At 44.8% G+C, this 17,999-nt stretch carries 17 protein-coding genes; 9 read left to right on the top strand and 8 right to left on the bottom strand.

Translation table 11 applies throughout. The features are described 5' to 3' along the window. Positions 1–4 precede the first annotated feature (4 nt). From nqrE to nqrM, 4 genes are all read left to right on the top strand, one after another. Complete coding sequence (gene nqrE, locus R7O13_RS15955) at positions 5–601, top strand: NADH:ubiquinone reductase (Na(+)-transporting) subunit E (protein WP_005380270.1); 597 nt, start codon at positions 5–7, stop codon at positions 599–601. 33 nt (positions 602–634) lie between these two features. Next, the gene (gene nqrF / locus R7O13_RS15950; protein WP_005380271.1) at positions 635–1,858 is read left to right on the top strand and encodes an NADH:ubiquinone reductase (Na(+)-transporting) subunit F; all 1,224 of its coding nucleotides are present in this window, start codon (positions 635–637) and stop codon (positions 1,856–1,858) included. A gap of 157 nt (positions 1,859–2,015) precedes the next feature. Next, positions 2,016–3,020 carry an FAD:protein FMN transferase gene (locus tag R7O13_RS15945; protein WP_318304247.1) on the top strand — a complete coding sequence of 335 codons (1,005 nt, stop codon included), beginning with the start codon at positions 2,016–2,018 and terminating at the stop codon, positions 3,018–3,020. Positions 3,021–3,042: 22 nt separating this feature from the next. Beyond that, complete coding sequence (gene nqrM, locus R7O13_RS15940; protein ID WP_005380273.1) at positions 3,043–3,276, top strand: (Na+)-NQR maturation NqrM; 234 nt, start codon at positions 3,043–3,045, stop codon at positions 3,274–3,276. A gap of 158 nt (positions 3,277–3,434) precedes the next feature. On the opposite strand, the gene R7O13_RS15935 is transcribed toward nqrM, so the two are convergent. Then, positions 3,435–4,652, bottom strand: a complete 1,218-nt coding sequence (locus R7O13_RS15935) for a response regulator (protein WP_318304245.1) — start codon at positions 4,650–4,652, stop codon at positions 3,435–3,437. Between the two features lie 187 nt (positions 4,653–4,839). On the opposite strand from R7O13_RS15935, the gene R7O13_RS15930 reads away from it, so the two are divergent. Then, positions 4,840–5,073 carry a DUF2789 domain-containing protein gene (locus R7O13_RS15930; protein WP_005380277.1) on the top strand — a complete coding sequence of 78 codons (234 nt, stop codon included), beginning with the start codon at positions 4,840–4,842 and terminating at the stop codon, positions 5,071–5,073. 76 nt (positions 5,074–5,149) lie between these two features. Next, positions 5,150–6,214, top strand: coding sequence for a DNA polymerase IV (gene dinB, locus R7O13_RS15925; RefSeq protein WP_053304149.1), 1,065 nt, complete (start codon positions 5,150–5,152; stop codon positions 6,212–6,214). On the opposite strand, the gene R7O13_RS15920 is transcribed toward dinB, so the two are convergent. After that, on the bottom strand, positions 6,211–8,136 hold the full coding sequence (locus R7O13_RS15920) for a RecQ family ATP-dependent DNA helicase (RefSeq protein ID WP_318304244.1): 1,926 nt from the start codon (positions 8,134–8,136) through the stop codon (positions 6,211–6,213). The genes dinB and R7O13_RS15920 overlap by 4 nt on opposite strands. Positions 8,137–8,212: 76 nt before the next feature. On the opposite strand from R7O13_RS15920, the gene R7O13_RS15915 reads away from it, so the two are divergent. Both R7O13_RS15915 and R7O13_RS15910 read left to right on the top strand, forming a co-directional pair. Next, complete coding sequence (locus R7O13_RS15915) at positions 8,213–8,692, top strand: GreA/GreB family elongation factor (RefSeq protein WP_213903865.1); 480 nt, start codon at positions 8,213–8,215, stop codon at positions 8,690–8,692. A gap of 61 nt (positions 8,693–8,753) precedes the next feature. Further along, complete coding sequence (locus R7O13_RS15910; protein WP_318304241.1) at positions 8,754–9,497, top strand: YggN family protein; 744 nt, start codon at positions 8,754–8,756, stop codon at positions 9,495–9,497. 124 nt (positions 9,498–9,621) lie between these two features. Here the strand turns inward: R7O13_RS15910 and R7O13_RS15905 are convergent, their stop codons facing one another. Beyond that, positions 9,622–12,168, bottom strand: coding sequence for an Ig-like domain-containing protein (locus R7O13_RS15905; RefSeq protein WP_318304239.1), 2,547 nt, complete (start codon positions 12,166–12,168; stop codon positions 9,622–9,624). Between the two features lie 378 nt (positions 12,169–12,546). Between R7O13_RS15905 and R7O13_RS15900 the strand changes: the two genes are divergently transcribed. After that, positions 12,547–13,911, top strand: a complete 1,365-nt coding sequence (locus tag R7O13_RS15900; protein WP_033905531.1) for a sodium-dependent transporter — start codon at positions 12,547–12,549, stop codon at positions 13,909–13,911. Between the two features lie 104 nt (positions 13,912–14,015). On the opposite strand, the gene R7O13_RS15895 is transcribed toward R7O13_RS15900, so the two are convergent. From R7O13_RS15895 to tsaA, 5 genes are all read right to left on the bottom strand, one after another. Then, entirely contained in the window at positions 14,016–14,207 is a 192-nt protein-coding gene (locus R7O13_RS15895) for a DUF4250 domain-containing protein (RefSeq protein WP_318304237.1), read from the bottom strand. Further along, the gene (locus R7O13_RS15890) at positions 14,207–14,413 is read right to left on the bottom strand and encodes a YaeP family protein (protein WP_005391765.1); all 207 of its coding nucleotides are present in this window, start codon (positions 14,411–14,413) and stop codon (positions 14,207–14,209) included. The genes R7O13_RS15895 and R7O13_RS15890 overlap by 1 nt, the downstream gene beginning before the upstream one ends. A 111-nt stretch (positions 14,414–14,524) precedes the next feature. Then, the gene (locus R7O13_RS15885; protein ID WP_053306724.1) at positions 14,525–15,193 is read right to left on the bottom strand and encodes a tellurite resistance TerB family protein; all 669 of its coding nucleotides are present in this window, start codon (positions 15,191–15,193) and stop codon (positions 14,525–14,527) included. Between the two features lie 178 nt (positions 15,194–15,371). Continuing rightward, positions 15,372–17,087, bottom strand: a complete 1,716-nt coding sequence (locus tag R7O13_RS15880; RefSeq protein ID WP_054577581.1) for a proline--tRNA ligase — start codon at positions 17,085–17,087, stop codon at positions 15,372–15,374. A 111-nt stretch (positions 17,088–17,198) separates the two neighbouring features. Beyond that, the gene (tsaA, locus tag R7O13_RS15875; protein ID WP_005380294.1) at positions 17,199–17,894 is read right to left on the bottom strand and encodes a tRNA (N6-threonylcarbamoyladenosine(37)-N6)-methyltransferase TrmO; all 696 of its coding nucleotides are present in this window, start codon (positions 17,892–17,894) and stop codon (positions 17,199–17,201) included. Positions 17,895–17,999: the final 105 nt, after the last annotated feature.

Raw genomic sequence — 17,999 nt, 5'->3', positions numbered from 1 at the left:
CGTCATGGAACATTACATTAGTCTGTTAGTTAAATCGATTTTCATCGAAAACATGGCTCTGTCTTTCTTCCTAGGTATGTGTACTTTCCTTGCCGTATCTAAGAAGGTTAAGACCTCTTTCGGCCTAGGTGTTGCAGTTGTGGTAGTTCTGACTATCGCTGTTCCTGTGAACAACCTGGTATACAACCTAGTTCTGAGAGAGAACGCGTTAGTTGAGGGCGTGGACCTTAGCTTCCTAAACTTCATCACCTTTATCGGTGTAATTGCAGCACTTGTACAGATTCTAGAGATGGTCCTAGACCGTTTCTTCCCACCTTTGTACAACGCGCTAGGCATCTTCCTACCGCTGATCACAGTAAACTGTGCAATCTTCGGTGGTGTATCTTTCATGGTACAACGTGACTACAACTTTGCTGAATCGATCGTTTACGGTTTCGGCTCTGGTGTGGGCTGGATGCTAGCAATCGTTGCTCTTGCAGGTATCCGTGAGAAGATGAAGTACTCTGACGTACCTCCAGGTCTACGTGGTCTTGGTATCACATTTATCACTGTAGGTCTTATGGCGTTAGGCTTTATGTCTTTCTCTGGTGTTCAACTGTAAGTCGGGTAAACCGCAACAATTAAGGAATAGTCAATGGACATTATTCTTGGTGTAGTGATGTTTACTCTGATCGTACTTGCATTAGTACTAGTGATTCTTTTCGCTAAGTCTAAGCTTGTACCAACAGGTGACATTACAATTTCTGTGAACGATGACCCTTCTCTGGCGATCGTTACACAACCAGGTGGTAAGCTACTGAGTGCTCTAGCAGGTGCTGGCGTATTCGTATCTTCTGCTTGTGGTGGCGGTGGCTCATGTGGTCAGTGTCGCGTAAAAGTTAAATCAGGTGGTGGCGACATCCTACCAACCGAGCTTGACCATATTACTAAAGGTGAAGCGCGTGAAGGTGAGCGTCTAGCGTGTCAGGTAGCAATGAAAACTGACATGGATATCGAGCTTCCTGAAGAAATCTTCGGCGTTAAGAAGTGGGAATGTACTGTTATCTCTAACGATAACAAAGCGACATTCATCAAAGAGCTTAAGCTGCAAATTCCAGATGGCGAATCAGTACCTTTCCGTGCTGGTGGTTACATCCAGATTGAAGCTCCTGCTCACCACGTGAAATACGCAGACTACGATATTCCTGAGGAATACCGTGAAGACTGGGAGAAGTTCAACCTTTTCCGTTACGAGTCTAAAGTTAATGAAGAGACCATTCGTGCATACTCTATGGCTAACTACCCAGAAGAGCACGGTATCATCATGCTTAACGTTCGTATCGCAACTCCGCCGCCGAACAACCCAGACGTACCACCAGGCATCATGTCTTCGTACATCTGGTCTCTAAAAGAAGGCGACAAGTGTACTATTTCTGGTCCATTTGGTGAGTTCTTTGCGAAAGATACAGATGCAGAAATGGTATTCGTTGGTGGTGGTGCTGGTATGGCTCCAATGCGTTCACACATCTTCGACCAACTTAAGCGTCTGCACTCTAAGCGTAAGATGTCTTTCTGGTACGGCGCACGTTCTAAGCGTGAAATGTTCTACGTAGAAGACTTCGATATGCTACAAGCTGAGAATGACAACTTCGTATGGCACTGTGCACTGTCTGATCCACTTCCTGAAGATAACTGGGATGGTTACACTGGCTTTATTCACAACGTTCTTTACGAGAACTACCTACGTGATCACGAAGCGCCAGAAGACTGTGAATACTACATGTGTGGTCCACCTATGATGAACGCTGCTGTAATCGGCATGCTAAAAGATCTAGGTGTAGAGGATGAAAACATCCTACTAGATGACTTCGGTGGTTAATTCCTCCAAGTGATTGAATCTATGGCTAGCTCTCCAAGAGAGCTAGCCATTATTTTTTATAGACATAAAACTGATACTCAACAGTTGATATAGGTAATCGGATTGAAAGGATTGATCCTATTTCCCATATCAATTCAACAACATTGGGAGTTAACAAGTGAAAAAGTGGCTTGTTGCATTTGCTTCTCTATTGATTTTGGCTGGCTGTGAGCAGCCTGCCGATCAAATTCATTTAAGTGGCCCTACCATGGGGACTTCTTACAACATCAAGTATATCGAGCAAGATGGTATTCCAACGCCAAAAGCGATGCAGACAGAAATTGATCGCTTATTGGAAGAGGTTAATGACCAAATGTCGACCTATCGTGACGACTCAGAGTTAAGTCGTTTTAATCAGCATCAAACGAGCGAGCCATTTACAGTTTCGACACAAACTGCAACGGTAGTGAAAGAAGCAATTCGCCTTAACGGTCTTACTTTAGGTGCATTGGATGTGACGGTCGGCCCTCTAGTTAACCTGTGGGGGTTTGGTCCAGAAGCTCGTCCAGATGTAGTTCCAACCGATGAAGAACTCGCTGCTCGCAAAGCAAATACCGGTATTCACCACCTATCTGTTGATGGTAATACACTGTCCAAAGACCTTCCTAACTTGTACGTCGACCTATCGACGATTGCGAAAGGTTGGGGGGTTGACGTGGTTGCTGACTACCTTCAATCTGAAGGGGTACAGAACTTTATGGTCGAAGTTGGCGGTGAAATGCGTCTCAAAGGTGTCAATCGTGAAGGTGTGCCTTGGCGTATCGCAATTGAAAAACCGACCGTTGATGCACGTTCAATTCAAGAAATTATTGAACCAGGCGACATGGCAATTGCAACAAGTGGTGACTATCGTAATTACTTTGAGAGTAATGGTGTGAGATACTCTCATATTATTAATCCACGAACAGGCAAACCAATTCATCATAAAGTGGTGTCTGTAACGGTATTAGATAAATCGTCGATGACTGCTGATGGTCTTGCAACTGGTCTTATGGTGCTAGGTGAAGACAAAGGCATGGCAATTGCGAACGAAAATAATATTCCTGTTTTCATGATTGTGAAAACGGAAGATGGTTTTAAAGAGTTGGCTTCGGAAGCATACAAGCCATTCATGAAGAAATAACAACAGAAGTGAGCATGTTTTTATGAATACCTTTCTAATTACCTTTGCTGTGTTTGTCGCGGTAATCACTGCAATGGCTGTCGGATACATTTTCCAAAAGAAAGTCGTGAAAGGTAGCTGTGGTGGCTTAGGGGCAGTTGGCATCGAAAAAGTGTGTAATTGCCCAGAACCCTGCGATGCGCGTAAAAAACGTGAAGCGCGCGAGGCTGCGCGTGCTGAGAAATTGGCGGCGTGGGAAAAAGATAGAATTGCTTAGTATTGGTTAATCGTACTAAGAAAGTGATAAAGCTCAGCGTTCTGCTGAGCTTTATTTTTAGGCGGCTAACCAAAACTCAGATGTCCGAGAAAGAGCCTAATACCGTGTTTTGTTGTTTCTTTCTCTCATGTTACAGAGCAAGACCACACCGATAGTCATTAGGACGAAGAAATGATTTGGTTACGCCCGTTCTCTTTGGCCATGTAAAGTCGCTCATCCGCCACTTTTATTTGTTGTTCTAGCTCCCCCTCGATGTTGCTTACACCAATACTCGCGGTCACAAGAATGTTTTTGTCCAAATAAGTTATTGGCGTTTTTTCTATGCGCTGTCTCATTTGTTCTAAGCGTGTTAGAAAGCCGTCATAGTCGCCACTGGCTTGAATACAAAACTCCTCGCCACCAAGCCTAGCGACAATATCATTTGGAAAATAGATTTTTAGAATATTCGCTATCATGACTAGCACGGCATCGCCGCCCTCATGTCCGTGTGTATCATTTACTTGCTTAAAGAAATCGATATCAAGCATCGCGATGTTTCTTTGAGCGTTTTCTACATGGGGCTGCTCAAACAGAAAGCGGCGGTTCCATAAGCCCGTTAGCGCATCTTGATTTGCCATTTTAAACAGTTCAGATGTTGCGTCTTTGATATCTAACAGTTGGTGAATACGGCAAAAAAATTCTTCTTGATTAAATGGCTTGTATAAAAAGTCATTGGCCCCTGCTTTTAGAAACCTAGCCGTCATGGTCTTAGAGTTACTACCCGACAAGCCGAGAATGGCTAATTGATTTTTATCCCACTTCCGACGTAATTCACGCACCATAGTAATGCCATCTTTAACGGGCATGTCATGGTCGGTTAAAACGAGAGTAATATCTGGATTTTGCTCGACAAGCTCTAGGGCTTTTTGCCCATTGTCAGCTTCCAACGTTTGAATATATTGATGCTCCAAAAGTTGGGCGATGTGTCTTCTTACGGTGTGAGAATCATCAACGACTAAGCATTTGTGTTGTTGATTGTTGGTTAGTCGCTTGAGGAGTGGTAATAGATAGGAAACGGACGCCATGTTGTCTTTCAAAATATAGTCGAGGACACCTTTTACAAGCATCTTTTCGCGAGTGTCTTCTTGAAATCGAGCCGTTAAAACAATGACACGATGACCATGTTCCAAAACGAGATCAATAATCTCGCCATCTTGAGCATCCGGTAAACAATAGTCTAAAACCGCACAGAAGAGGTCCTGTGCTGAAGATAACAAGTTCTTTGCCTCCGCGTAGCTTTCCGCTGCGATGACCTCATAACCAGCTTGGCTTATTGTTTGGCAAAGAAAGTTTTTAAATGCACGACTATCTTCAACAACCAGAATCTTATTACTCAAGCGCAGTCCTCAAAATTAATTGTTTAAAATCAATGATAACTAAAATTAAACTTATCGCCATCAAAAAACACATGTCAACCAAAAGTAGAACAACTACTCAAATGTTTGACACGCATCCGTTAACATCACATCATTATTCCTGTCTTAGTTATATAATTATGTTTAGCTAACGTAGGGAGAAAGTAGTATGGAAATGCATCAACATGGTATGGCTGAGCTATTTCAACAACTGGGCCTCGGTAGCTCTCCTCAAGAAATGAAAGATTTTATTAATCAACATCGACACAAAAGAGATTCTGCGCCTTTACATGAAGCTAGCTTTTGGACGATGTCACAGGCGAACTTTCTAAAACAAGCCATCGAAGAAGATGCAGATTGGGCCGAATTGGTCGATCAATTGGACGTAATGCTTCGAGATTGACGTTCGCTTAAACACGCCCATTTCTCTTCAGGTAGATTTGATTTATACTGTTTTTTTGAACAGTGCTTTGATGGCTATGTCAGATCGAATTAGAAAAATTATTCATGTCGATATGGATTGTTTTTATGCTGCCGTAGAGATGAGAGATAACCCCAGTTACCGTGGCATTGCACTCGCTGTTGGCGGACATGAAAAGCAGCGTGGAGTGATTAGCACCTGTAATTATGATGCGCGTAAATATGGTGTTCGCAGTGCAATGTCAACGGCGCGCGCGCTGCAACTCTGTCCTCATTTGTTGGTTGTGCCCGGTAGAATGCATGTATACAAGCAAGTCTCTCAGCAGATTCGTGCTATTTTTGAGCGTTATACGCCTATCATTGAACCTCTCTCATTGGATGAAGCATACCTCGATGTCACGGACTCGACAGCTTGCCGTGGCTCCGCAACGTTGATCGCAGAGTCAATTCGCCGTGATATCTGGAGTGAACTTGGGTTGACGGCATCGGCGGGCATTGCTCCGATTAAGTTTCTTGCTAAGGTCGCGTCAGACATGAATAAGCCCAACGGTCAGTTTGTGATTCCGCCGGAGAAAGTCCAAGAGGTTATCGATAGTCTTCCGTTAGAGAATATTCCTGGCGTGGGGAAGGTGAGTCTTGAGAAGCTCCACCAAGCCGGTTTTTATCGATGTGAGGACATTAAAAACAGTGACTATCGAGAGTTGTTGAGGCAGTTTGGTCGTCAGGGTGCCTCCTTATGGCAGCGAAGCCATGGAATTGATAATCGAGAAGTCGTTGTTGAGCGCGAGAGAAAGTCCGTCGGTGTGGAAAGGACATTCAGCCAGAACATCGCAACCTATGATGATTGTTGGCAAGTGATTGAGGAGAAACTTTATCCTGAACTCGAGAAACGTTTAGAGCGTGCAAGCCCAGATAAGTCGATTATTAAACAAGGTATTAAAGTCAAATTTGCCGACTTTCAACTGACAACAATTGAGCACATCCATCCGCAATTAGAGCTTGAGGACTTCAAGATCTTGCTAAGAGATATTCTTAAACGCCAAAATGGACGGGAAATTCGCCTTTTAGGCTTGAACGTGATGCTCAAGCCCGAAGACCAAGCGCGTCAATTGAGCTTTTTTTAGGCCCTTACCGTTTCTACCTGCGTTAATACCTGCTCAAAACTTACATTTGCCATTGCACCATAACCTGCTAGCTTTGAGGCTTTTAGCTGGCTAATCAAAGGAGTGCTGATTCCGCACAAGAAGCGAGCAACGGCATCATTACTGATGGCCGATGGGGAAAGCTGAATAAACTCCTGCGCCCATATCGATACTTGAGATTGTTCAATATCTTCAGGTTCTGGTGCTGTGAATGTGGCGACGTGACCACGACACACGGAGCAGTGACCACATTGCTTTGGTGCATCGTGATCCGCAAAGTAGTTCGCCAATTGTGAGCTCAAACAGTGCTCGGACTGGAACAAGTGCAGCATGGTGTGGATTCTTTCGATATCTTTGCTTTCTTTGGATTGGAACAGTTCATACAGTTGTTGGATTAAAACATCCGAGCTCTGTTTGGTTGGCATAACTGAGTACACGTCCGTCAGTTGTTTGCTCTCTAGTTCTATCCAGCCGTTCTGGTGAAAATAGTCGAGCGCTGCGACAACTCGGCTGCGTTCCGATTGATAGTTCATCCATAGCGCTTCTAGGTCAACTTGGCACCATACTTTGGCTTTTTGCGAGCAGGAGAAAATAGCCTCCACAAATTGACGTCGCTCGCCTTGAAATTGATTCACAATAAATTGCTGATCGTGCAAAAACTTAAACCGATATTCCGCAAAGTAACTGTACTTTGCTTCAATGACGTTATGTAGCTCCAAATAAACCAACAAGGTTTTGAGTGGCAATTGGCGGATATTACTTTCACGCGACAAACCCAGTGGCACTACCTCCCATTGTGGAGCATGTTCTTTTGCTTGCTCGACTACATAGTTAATTGACGCAAATTCTGGTGTGTCACCATAGACAAAATTCTCCAACACCGTTAAGCCGGACGTATTGCCTAGCAGAATGCACTCCGAGCGTTTCCCGTCCCTGCCTGCACGTCCAATCTCTTGTGCGTAGTTCTCGATTGATTTGGGTAAGTCGAAGTGAATGACGCGGCGAATATCAGATTTATCGACCCCCATACCAAATGCAATCGTTGCAACAATACAGTCAATTTGGCCATCCATGAACTGCTGTTGGATTTGTGCACGAACGTCGCTTTTCATGCCAGCGTGGTATGCGTGAGCGTTAATGCCAATATGGATTAATGACTTTGCTACTCGTTCTGCTGTTTGCTGTTGCGTCACGTATACGATGGTCGGAAGCTTAGGTGAAGAGGCGATGATCTCACTGAGCTGTTCTTGTTTCTTTGTTTCCTCACACGGGATGACCGAGATATCCAGATTAGAGCGGTAGAAGCCTGTAACGGTAATATGTTCACTGGCAATATCGAACTTTTTTTGCATGTCTTCAATAACTGCAGGCGTTGCCGTTGCGGTGAGAAGTAAAGACTGTGGGATGTTCAGTTCACGTTGATATTGCGGTAGTTTGAGATAATCTGGACGAAAGTTATGCCCCCATTCGGAAATACAGTGCGCTTCATCAATGACCATCAAAGAAATCGGTACTTGGCGAATGAATTCACGAAAACGCTCATTTTTTAGTCGCTCAACAGAAATCATCAAGATTTTGATTTGTCCACTCTTCACGCCAGCCATGACCTTTTGTGCTTCTTCTCTACTTTGACTGCTATCGATAGAAGCGGCCGCGATTCCTTTACTTTGTAAAAAGCTCAGTTGATCCTTCATTAACGCCAACAACGGAGAGATCACCAACGTAAGGTTGGGTAATATGGTTGCAGGTAGTTGATAACAGAGTGACTTCCCCGAGCCTGTAGGAAAGATTGCCGCAGCAGAGTAACCATTCATAACGGCTTCAATAACGGGTTGCTGACCTTGGCGTAATGAGTCAAAACCAAATACAGATTGAAGTGTTTGATGCAGCGAGTCACTTTGCATAATAGGGAAACCTTTCTTTGATGGTAAACTTGGCTACATTAACACACCCCGAATACTAAACGCGCGTCCTAAAAGTATGAACAAAGCTGACTTAGTCCAAATTATCATCCAACATCTGGAAGAAAAACTTCAAGTTGCCCATGCATCGGCTCAGCGAGCTATCGATGCCGCGACAGATGAAGAAACTGTTCCCGAGCATAAGTACGATACGTTAGCACTTGAAGCCGCGTATCTTGCTCATGGACAAGCCATGCGAATCCAAGATAATGAAGAGGAATTGCGTCAATATCGTTCTTTAGTGACTCGCGACTTTAAGAATGCGCCTGTTGGTGTTGGTGCTTACGTTGTTCTCGCAGATGAGAATTTGATCGAAAAGCACTTCTTTGTAGGCCCTTGCTCTGGTGGTTTGACTGTTCAATATCAGGCTCAGGAAGTCTTTGTCTTAACAGCTAAATCTCCTCTGGGTCGAGCGTTGTTCGGAAAAGAAGAAGGTGATGAGGTTGACGTAAAAATAGGAGATAAAACAACTTGTTACGAAGTCGTGACGATTTGCTGACATCTCATGTATCACTCAGTGTTATGTTTAACACGAGTAATGTTAAATAAAAGAGAATGACATGAAAAAGCTTTTTACACTCTCATTGCTGATGGTCAGTGCTACTGGTTATGCAGCGCAGTGTCGTGTGGACATCAATAATGAAGTCCGTATGGATGGGCAAAGCTTGGAAATTCGCCAAACGACAGGTGATAAAGCTGTCGTGGATGAGGATAACAACCTCTTCATCAAAGGTGAGCTAATTGAACTCAATTCTGACCAGAAAGCGGCAATTGAAGACTATCGCGAAAAAATGAACGCGTATATTCCACAAGCAAAGCAATTGGCGAGTGATGGTTTAGCGCTTGCGAATGATATTATTGATGATGTTGCGGAAAGCCTCGATGCACCTGGTGCGTTTGATAATGTAAAAGTCGCAGTAAAGGACTTTTTCGCTGATGTTGAATCACGTTACTACAAAGATGGTGATTTCATCCTGCCGGCGGAGAGTTTTGAGTCTATGACACAAGGGTGGACTGAAGACTTTGCAAAAGCACAAGAGATCTTCAATAAAGAGTTTTTAGCCAGTTCGTTGGATGCTTTATCGAAAAAAATGAAGGAAGAGGGAGGGATAAACCTCACTGCATTATCAGAGAGTATGGCTGAACTCAGCGCGAAAGTAGAAGAGCGTTTAGCCGAGCATTCGAAAGAGGTAGAGCAACAAGTAGAAGACTTGTGCGATTCGCTGGATGACATGGCAGGGCAAGAAGACGATCTGTTGAAGAAAATCCCTGAGCTAAAAGATTACCGAGTATTTACGATTTAATTACCCTTCAAAAAGTAGAACTAAATGGTATAAAGAGAGAGCACAATTGTGCTCTCTTTTCGTTTTTACATACTTGAACAGGTAATGAAAGCAAGACGATGTTATTCGTTTGCTCATTAACAACTTACTGCGCGTTCATCTGAGTGAGTTTATCGCCGACAGGTTTTGAGAAGTTAAAACCATCATGCTGATCCCAGTTGATAGACCACGTCATTACCCCTGCATAATTCGGGTAATGGTACGCTGGCTTAACGGTGCCACATGAAGTGCCTTTGGTTAAACAATCTAGTGCGCTGATAATATTCTGTGTCGGAGCCTGCCCTGAATTTGCCGAGCTAGGACCTGAAGGTAAGCCGATTGCGACTTGATCATCACGCAATGGTGCAAATTGAGTGCCGTCGGCCAACTCAAAACCTTCGATAAGCATTTTAGATTGCGCTACCATCATATCCACAGAGCCTTCTGGTGCACTGCCTGGCAGGTATGGGTTTGGCAAACCGCCGTTGTTATATAACTGGACGTGAAGCAAGTCGAGTGTGCTGCGTGTCTCGTTTATCACAGGAATGTAAGCTCCCCAAATACCGCTGTAAGCCACATAGCCGCCTTGAACATAAGGGTGCTCAGGCGCCATGGTTAGGTACATATCGCCACCCATGTTTTGCTCTATTTGAAGCAAAGCACGACCAAGGCGAGCTTGAATTTGCGAGCCATGAACTAAGTTAGAACCACTCTCTAAATCCACATCTAGACCATCAAAGCCCCACTCAGCGATAAGACCTGTTAGGCTAGAGACAAAGTTGGCTTCATCTTGGTCGGTATTCAGCGTAATCGTGCCTTCTGCGCCGCCAAGAGAGAGAACAAACTTCTTACCTTTAGCTTGAAGCGCTGCCATGTCCTGCTTGAATTGTGTTGGATCGAGTGCTGGACAATCGCTGTAAATATCGCCTGAATATAGATTAAAGTGCACGGTGCCATCACTGTTGCGATCATTTTCAGCAAAGGCAATATCAATCACATCCCAAGCATCTGCAATATCTGCTAGACGAATTGGACAGCCCGCTCCATTTACAAAATTGTGCCAGTAACCGATGAGTTTATGGCGTTTATCTACTTGCTCAACCACCGTTATTGCTGCGGCGTCAGACAATGCATTGCTTCCTGACAAATCCACAGCTTGGGCGCTAACTGTAAAGTTACCAAGTGCAGTTGGTGTCCAGTTGGCTGTGTAAGGTGCCGTGGTATCGGTTGCAACAATAGAGCCGTTGATCATGAAATCAACGTGTTTAATGCCTGAAGTTAAAGACGTTGCATCGGCGCTTAATGCGAGGCTTTTGCCTAATCCGGTGGTCTGACCGCTGCTTGGTGAAGTCAGAGAGACGACCAAATCTTTATCGCTGACTTCCACACCAACCAGGGACTCTGACGTGTTGTTATCATTATCGGTTGCGACGGCTTTAAGCTGGTTAGCGCCAATAAGTGTGGCGTTCCAAGTAACGGAATATGGCGCTTGAGTGGTGGCCCCTAAGCTGGTGTTGTTCGCAAAAAACTCAACTTGCGTGACTGTGCCATCAGCATCGCTTGCGTTTGCCGTGATTTCGTTATTGCTGCCAGCGAGCACGACTTGTCCATCCGTTGGTGCCGTAATGGTAACTTGCGGTGGTGTCGAGCAAGCACCTAGGCCACTCCAAGCATCTTGCCAGTATAGCCCTTCACCAGGCTCGTAAGCCCATGTCGCATCCGAGGAGCACCAACCAGCAACATCACAACGATATTTTTGGTTGAAGTGAGAAACCAGGTCGCCAGCTTGATAACTTGTGCCTGCCACATAAGGTACTGCATCTGCACATCCGCCCGTTCCGGTTTCTGAATTACTAATAACCAGCGCTACTTCTTGGCTCATCGTTGCGAGGTTTGTATCATCAGTCGCTTGTGCTTTGAACGAGTATGTACCTGGACTAGCGGTCCATTGATATTCGTAAGGTGCGCTAGTATCAATGGCGACAGATTGATTGTTTACGAAGAACTCAACTTGTGTGACCACACCATCAATATCGTCAGCTTGAGCGGCTACGGTTAGGTTATCGCCTACATTAAGCACTTCTGTGCCTACTGGGCTTGTCAATGAAATGCTTGGTGGCGGTAATTCGACTTGTGGTTGAACTTGGATAGAAATCGTCGTGGTGCTAACAGCTCCCTCATTATCTGTCGCAATTGCGGTCAATTGCGAGATCCCTTCAATAGCTGTCCAAGAAGCTTCGAATGGTGCTTGAGTTACCACAGCAACGGTTTGGTTGCCTGCAACAAACTCAATTTGTGTGATTTGGCCATCTTCGTCAGCTGCGTTGGCTAACAAAGTGATCGCACTGCCTTCGGGAATTTGTGCGTTGTTTATTGGAGAGGAGAACGACACCGTTGGTGATAAATTGTTGCTTCCACCATCACATTGCCCTAACGCTTTCCATGCTTCCCAAGATCCTGAGTTGGTCACGGGATCATTGCCTTGCGTCCAATATGCAGCCTCATAAGCGGCTCCTTGCGTTTTTACTAAAGCGCCCGATGTATAAGTCGCAGTGCTGTCCCAGTCGGGTAGACTTTGACAGTTATAGGCTTGAGCTTGGTAGCTGGCGCTGAGTGCTACAACCATCGCTCCGTGAAGTAGGGTGACCTTCATTTTCCTCTCCTTGAATCATGGGTATAAATGAGAACAGATCAATAACTAGCTGATAAATAGACATTAGGGGGAAAAAGCGAAGCACAATATTCTGCTTTTCGACACAGTGTCACGAGGAACAGTTCGTCCCTTACACCAGAGCTCATTATTTTTCGGCTCACTTCACGGCAGAATGATTGGTAAAATTCAGCCACGTAAAACGAACAACAGTCGCGAGGCTTTTGAGCGATGAATATGAGATGTACGTTAAAATTTACAAGCTGAATGACTACAAATTGTTTCAACTGTCGAGGATTTAACCGAGGTGCTCTTGTTGAATAGTGAATATTGCTATAGTGTACTAGTTAGCTAGTTCAATGATATTTTTGTGTGAGTAGTATGACACAGCAAACCTCTTCTCAGCCTCGCGAGCATTTTGGCTCTCGTCTCGGGTTCATCTTAGCTGCCGCAGGTGCCGCAGTTGGCCTTGGCAATATTTGGGGCTTCCCAACTCAAGCAGCCAGTAATGGTGGCGGTGCTTTCCTATTAGTTTATTTGGTGATGATTCTTATCGTCGCATTTCCGATGCTGGTGGTTGAAATGGCGATTGGTCGCCATGGTCAAGCCAACCCTGTAGACAGTATGCGTGCAATCACAGATAACCCTACCGGTAAAAAGCTCGGCGGCATTGTGGGTTGGATTGGTTTAAGCGTACCAAGCGCTGTCTTAGCGTTTTATTCAATTGTTGGTGGTTGGTTGATCTGCTTTTTACTGGGTGCAATCACAGATCTAATGGGGTTAGAAGCTGCAACTCAATGGCTAAAGGGCTTTAGTGTTGAACGTAACTTGTTCGGAACCATTACTTTTTATGTACTGACGATTCTCATCGTACAAGGTGGCGTAAAACAAGGTATTGAGAAGTGGTCCACACGTTTGATGCCAGCATTGTTTGTTCTGTTTGCTCTACTGTTTGCTTACATCATGACGCAAAACGGTGCGATGGAAGGGCTAAAGCATTACTTGGTACCGGATTTCGAAAAGGTATGGGACCGCAAGTTGATTCTTGCCGCAATGGGGCAGGGCTTCTTCTCGCTTACGATCGGTGGCTGTTCAATGCTGATTTATGGCTCTTACTTGAGTAAGAAAGAGAACCTACCAAAGATGGCGATGAACGTGACCATGGTAGATACTGCCGTTGCTTTCATTGCAGGATTAGTGGTGATGCCAGCGATGTTTGTGGCAATGCAAAAGGGCGTTCAGATCTATGCAGAAGATGGCTCTCTATTAAGCTCTGATACGTTGGTATTTACCGTATTGCCATTGATGTTTGATAGCTTAGGTTTGCTTGGTCAATTGTTCTCTATTGTGTTCTTCTTATTACTGACGATTGCGGCGCTAACGTCTTCCATTTCAATGTTAGAGTGTCCAGTGGCTTTAGTGAGTGAGCGCTTCAATACTAAGCGCAGCGCAACGAGCTGGGTTTTAGGTGGTCTCATTGCCTTGTTCAGTGTGGTGATTGTTTATAACTTTGGCGCTCTGTTTGGTATGGTCGCGACGGTTGCTACTCAGTATCTACAACCAACCGCTGCGCTCTTATTCTGCTTATTTGGTGGTTGGGTATGGAATCGCAACTCAAAAATCAAAGAGCTTGAGCAAGGTTGCCCGGAGTTTACGCAAGGTTGGTTTGGTAAGTTATGGCCTGCGTATGTGAAGTTTGTATGTCCAATTCTTGTGGCGACAGTCATCTGGGCTTCATTTGGCTAACCGAGACGTCTATCGAATAAAAGAAAAGGGCTTGATGGTAACTCATCAAGCCCTTTTTCATATTGGTTATTCTCGTTTCGGTTATCCGCCAAGCATGGTGTGGATTAACGGAATTGTCCTGTTTCTGGAAGAAAGTCAAAACCAGCAGAAGCCAGTTTTGTCTCCAGTGCTGTGCGCTCGATATCGAAGAAAGCCACCAGTTTATCTAAGTCACCACCGAAGTCGTCGCGTAGCTTCATATTCACAATGCTCATCAGCATGACAGGATCCATGGATTCAAAGTTCGCTAGATTCATTACTTATCCTCAAAATCTGAAATCAGTAGGTTTGCCGCAGCAAATGCCGCTTTTTCACGCACTTCTTTAGGCAGGGACTCATCCGCTGCAACATCGTTCAGTGCTTTAACTGCACATGAAATTGCTTGGGGAATATAAGCTTGATCGCCACTACCAATCTGAGCATAAAGCTCACGAACCAGTTCACAACAGCCGTATACTTGCATGTTTTCTTTCCACTAAATGATAACTTATCTCAATATACACACAGCGGATTTGAAACTCAAAGTACAGAGTTGTTTTGGCTCAAGTTGAAGGTTTGCTTGAGCGAGATTTAATCACTGCATTTGTGCTTCTAACTGCTGGGTGACTTCTGGTGAAAGTTGAAGTTGTTTTGCTAGTTCTTGCAGATACGCTTTTTCCATAAAGTTTTGTTCATCAGCGACGATCAAAGACGCCAGGTAAATTTCTGACGCTTGTTGAGGAGAGGTCGCCTGATTAGCAATTTCAGCAGGATCAAGCGGTTTGTTTAACTCTTGCTGAACGAGGTGACGAACGTGCTCATCTGCGCCCATATCCGCGAGAGCTTGTTCAATGCGCGCCATTTCCTCTTCATCAACGTGACCATCAGCTTTTGCAGCTCCAATCATTGCTTTTAAAATTAAGACACTGTGTTTACTGTCATCGGGGTCAAAGGTTTCTTGAACACCTTGACCGGATTGCTTGGCTTGCCAGTCGTTATACACTTTGTAGGCCAAGGCTCCAAGCGCAGCTGCGCCACCGACTTTTAATGCGTTTGACCCTATTTTTTTAGTCATTTTTTTACTTTTCTTTGAGCCCATCAGCATACCGATGAGGCCTCCGCCTACAGCACCTGCTCCTAGCGTTTTTAGACTACTTGAATTTGATGAGGATTTGATGTTGTTGGTTTGTTTGCCCAATGCATCTGCACCTTGCTTAAGTAAGTCTGATTTGAGTGCTTGGTTTAGAAGACTTTTTAAATCCATAACTGACCTCCTTTAGATGATGAAATCAGTTTAATAGCAAGAAGCTGAACCAAAGATTAACAAAGTGAATAGTTCGAAAAAGGTGGAGGGAGGATGTTGAGCTGTAATAAAAAGGGCTGACCGAAGCCAACCCTTTTTAACTATTTGAAACTACTTCAAATGCGAACTCGTCTAGTGCTTACTTTAGTTGAGCTTTTACGTGCTCAACAATGTCAGTCATTGCGACTGCTGTTTTCTCACCAGTAGCACGGTTCTTGTATTCGAAGTTGCCTTCTTTCATTGAGCGGTCACCGATAATAATGGTATGCGGTACACCAATAAGCTCCATGTCAGAGAACATTACGCCTGGGCGTTCTTTACGGTCGTCAAATAGCACTTCGATGCCCATTGCTGTTAGCTCAGCGTACAATTTCTCAGCGGCTTCTTTCACTTCTTCTGACTTGTGCATGTTCATTGGAACGATCGCTACCTGGAATGGTGCGATTGCATCTGGCCAGATGATGCCGTATTTGTCGTGGTTTTGTTCAATAGCAGCCGCTACTACGCGAGTGATACCGATACCGTAACAACCCATTTCTAGGATGACGTTCTTACCATCAGGACCCAGTACACCACAGTTCATCGCTGCGGAGTAAGCGTTACCTAGTTGGAAGATATGGCCAACTTCGATACCACGCTTAAGCTGGATAATGCCCTTGCCACATGGGCTTGGGTCACCTTCCACAACGTTACGTAGGTCTTCAACTTGGCCAAGCTCTACATCACGACCCCAGTTAATACCGAAGTAGTGTTTGCCGTCGATGTTCGCGCCCGCACCGAAGTCGCTCATTACCGCAACGCTGCGGTCAACAATGAACGGCAGTTTAAGGCCAACAGGGCCAAGTGAACCAGGGCCTGCACCGATAAGCTCACGAATTTCTTCTTCAGATGCCATTTCCAGTGGAGCTGCAACCTGAGGAAGGTTTTCTGCTTTCACTTCGTTCAGTTCATGATCACCACGAATAATAAGCGCGATGATTGGCGCATCAACTTCGTCAGATGCTTTCACAAACAGTGTTTTCACTGTTTTTTCAATTGGTAGTTCGAACTGCTCAACCAATTCAGCGATTGTTTTCGCGTTTGGCGTATCAACCAACGTCATTTCTTGTGTTGGTGCCGCAGCCTCAGAGGCTGGAGCTAGTGCTTCTGCTTTTTCAATGTTTGCCGCGTAATCTGACTCGCTAGAAAATGCGATGATATCTTCGCCGCTTTCAGCCAGTACGTGGAACTCTTGAGAGCCGCTACCACCGATAGCACCGCTATCTGCAAGTACAGGACGGTAATCCAGACCCATGCGATCGAATGCTTTACAGTAAGCATCGTGCATTGCGTCGTATGACTTTTGTAGTCCGTCTTTATCAATGTCAAAGCTGTATGCATCCATCATTGAGAATTCACGTGAACGCATTACGCCAAAACGTGGGCGTCGTTCGTCACGAAATTTAGTTTGGATTTGGTACAGGTTTAGCGGAAGCTGTTTGTAAGAGCTCACTTCATTGCGAACAAGGCTAGTGATCACTTCTTCAGCGGTTGGGCTAAGTACAAACGGACGAACATGACGGTCAGTAAAGCGAAGTAGCTCAGGGCCCATCTTTTCGCTGCGGCCTGTCTCTTCCCATAGTTCAAACGGCTGAACAACGGGCATCAAAGTTTCGACTGCGCCTGCATTGTCGATTTCTTGACGAACGATGTTTTCGACTTTACGCAGTACACGTAGACCAGTAGGTAGCCAGGTGTATAAACCTGAAGCCAGCTTACGGATCATACCTGCACGTAGCATGAGCTGGTGGCTCACTACTTCTGCGTCGTTTGGAGTCTCCTTCAGAGTAGAAAGAAGATAATTACTGGTACGCATTAAATTTATCCGTTTATTTAAGTTAGATACTCAAGCTTGAATAAGCAGGAGTATGGGAGTTCCCGAAAGGGAAATTTGTTAGCCGTCTATAATATCAGCCAATTGCGTTTGTCAAAAGCTTTCAATAGCGGTAACCGTTATTAAGTTGCTTGTTGCTGTGAACTTTACGTTCAAGTCGAACAAATTTACCGCATATTCTTTGTCGTCCGGCTTGTTTTTCTTATATGCAGGGCGAGGATCTTGTGCCAGAACTTGTTCAATGACTGATCTTACATAGTCAGTATCGGATCGATTTTCTATCGTTGCTAATGCTTGAGCAGAAAAGGTGACTTGTGACTTTTCTGGCTCTTGGTCTGCGTATCCGCCTTGTGCTTCCGAAATAGAATCCGAATAGGGAATATAAGGCTTAATATCCACAATCGGTGTCCCATCCACGAGATCTACACTGCCTAAATCAAGATAGATTTGATCGCCTTGCTTAGTGACTCCTTTCACTTCAACGGCTGACATTCCGATTCCGTTTGGACGGAAAGTCGAGCGCGAGGCAAAGACACCAATTCGTTCATTGCCGCCTAATCGTGGCGGACGTACAGTTGGTTTCCAACCAGCTTCCAGGTTCTGATCAAATAGAAACAACAACCAAACGTGAGAGAACTGTTCTAGCCCACGCACTGCTTCAGGGCTATTTGCTGCACCTAACAGTTTTACGCGTGCTTTAGCCTCTGGTACTAAGCGTGGTTGGCGCGGAACTGCAAACTTTTCTTTGTACGGTGTCTCAATGACACCGATGGGTTCGATGGAATACATGGTGGACATCTTTAAGAATTCATTGAGATGAAAAGTATCACAAATTTCTCTTGCTTTTCTTGTTGATAATGATTATTAATTAAAATGTTATAACATAACAATTTA

It is taken from the genome of Vibrio sp. Y176, assembly GCF_033438945.1.
The sequence above is the reverse complement of the archived record's forward strand: the minus strand, read 5'-3'. Positions and strand labels throughout refer to the sequence as shown.

Bases quoted from the DNA above. Each gene is read 5' to 3' on its own strand.
- nqrM (WP_005380273.1), top strand. From the start codon at position 3,043: ATGAATACCTTTCTAATTACCTTTGCTGTGTTTGTCGCGGTAATCACT.
- R7O13_RS15915 (WP_213903865.1), top strand. From the start codon at position 8,213: ATGAACAAAGCTGACTTAGTCCAAATTATCATCCAACATCTGGAAGAA.
- R7O13_RS15890 (WP_005391765.1), bottom strand. From the start codon at position 14,413: ATGCAAGTATACGGCTGTTGTGAACTGGTTCGTGAGCTTTATGCTCAG.
- R7O13_RS15930 (WP_005380277.1), top strand. From the start codon at position 4,840: ATGGAAATGCATCAACATGGTATGGCTGAGCTATTTCAACAACTGGGC.
- dinB (WP_053304149.1), top strand. From the start codon at position 5,150: ATGTCAGATCGAATTAGAAAAATTATTCATGTCGATATGGATTGTTTT.
- nqrE (WP_005380270.1), top strand. From the start codon at position 5: ATGGAACATTACATTAGTCTGTTAGTTAAATCGATTTTCATCGAAAAC.
- R7O13_RS15900 (WP_033905531.1), top strand. From the start codon at position 12,547: ATGACACAGCAAACCTCTTCTCAGCCTCGCGAGCATTTTGGCTCTCGT.
- R7O13_RS15895 (WP_318304237.1), bottom strand. From the start codon at position 14,207: ATGAATCTAGCGAACTTTGAATCCATGGATCCTGTCATGCTGATGAGC.
- R7O13_RS15905 (WP_318304239.1), bottom strand. From the start codon at position 12,168: ATGAAGGTCACCCTACTTCACGGAGCGATGGTTGTAGCACTCAGCGCC.
- R7O13_RS15885 (WP_053306724.1), bottom strand. From the start codon at position 15,193: ATGGATTTAAAAAGTCTTCTAAACCAAGCACTCAAATCAGACTTACTT.
- R7O13_RS15880 (WP_054577581.1), bottom strand. From the start codon at position 17,087: ATGCGTACCAGTAATTATCTTCTTTCTACTCTGAAGGAGACTCCAAAC.
- R7O13_RS15910 (WP_318304241.1), top strand. From the start codon at position 8,754: ATGAAAAAGCTTTTTACACTCTCATTGCTGATGGTCAGTGCTACTGGT.
- tsaA (WP_005380294.1), bottom strand. From the start codon at position 17,894: ATGTATTCCATCGAACCCATCGGTGTCATTGAGACACCGTACAAAGAA.
- R7O13_RS15920 (WP_318304244.1), bottom strand. From the start codon at position 8,136: ATGCAAAGTGACTCGCTGCATCAAACACTTCAATCTGTATTTGGTTTT.
- nqrF (WP_005380271.1), top strand. From the start codon at position 635: ATGGACATTATTCTTGGTGTAGTGATGTTTACTCTGATCGTACTTGCA.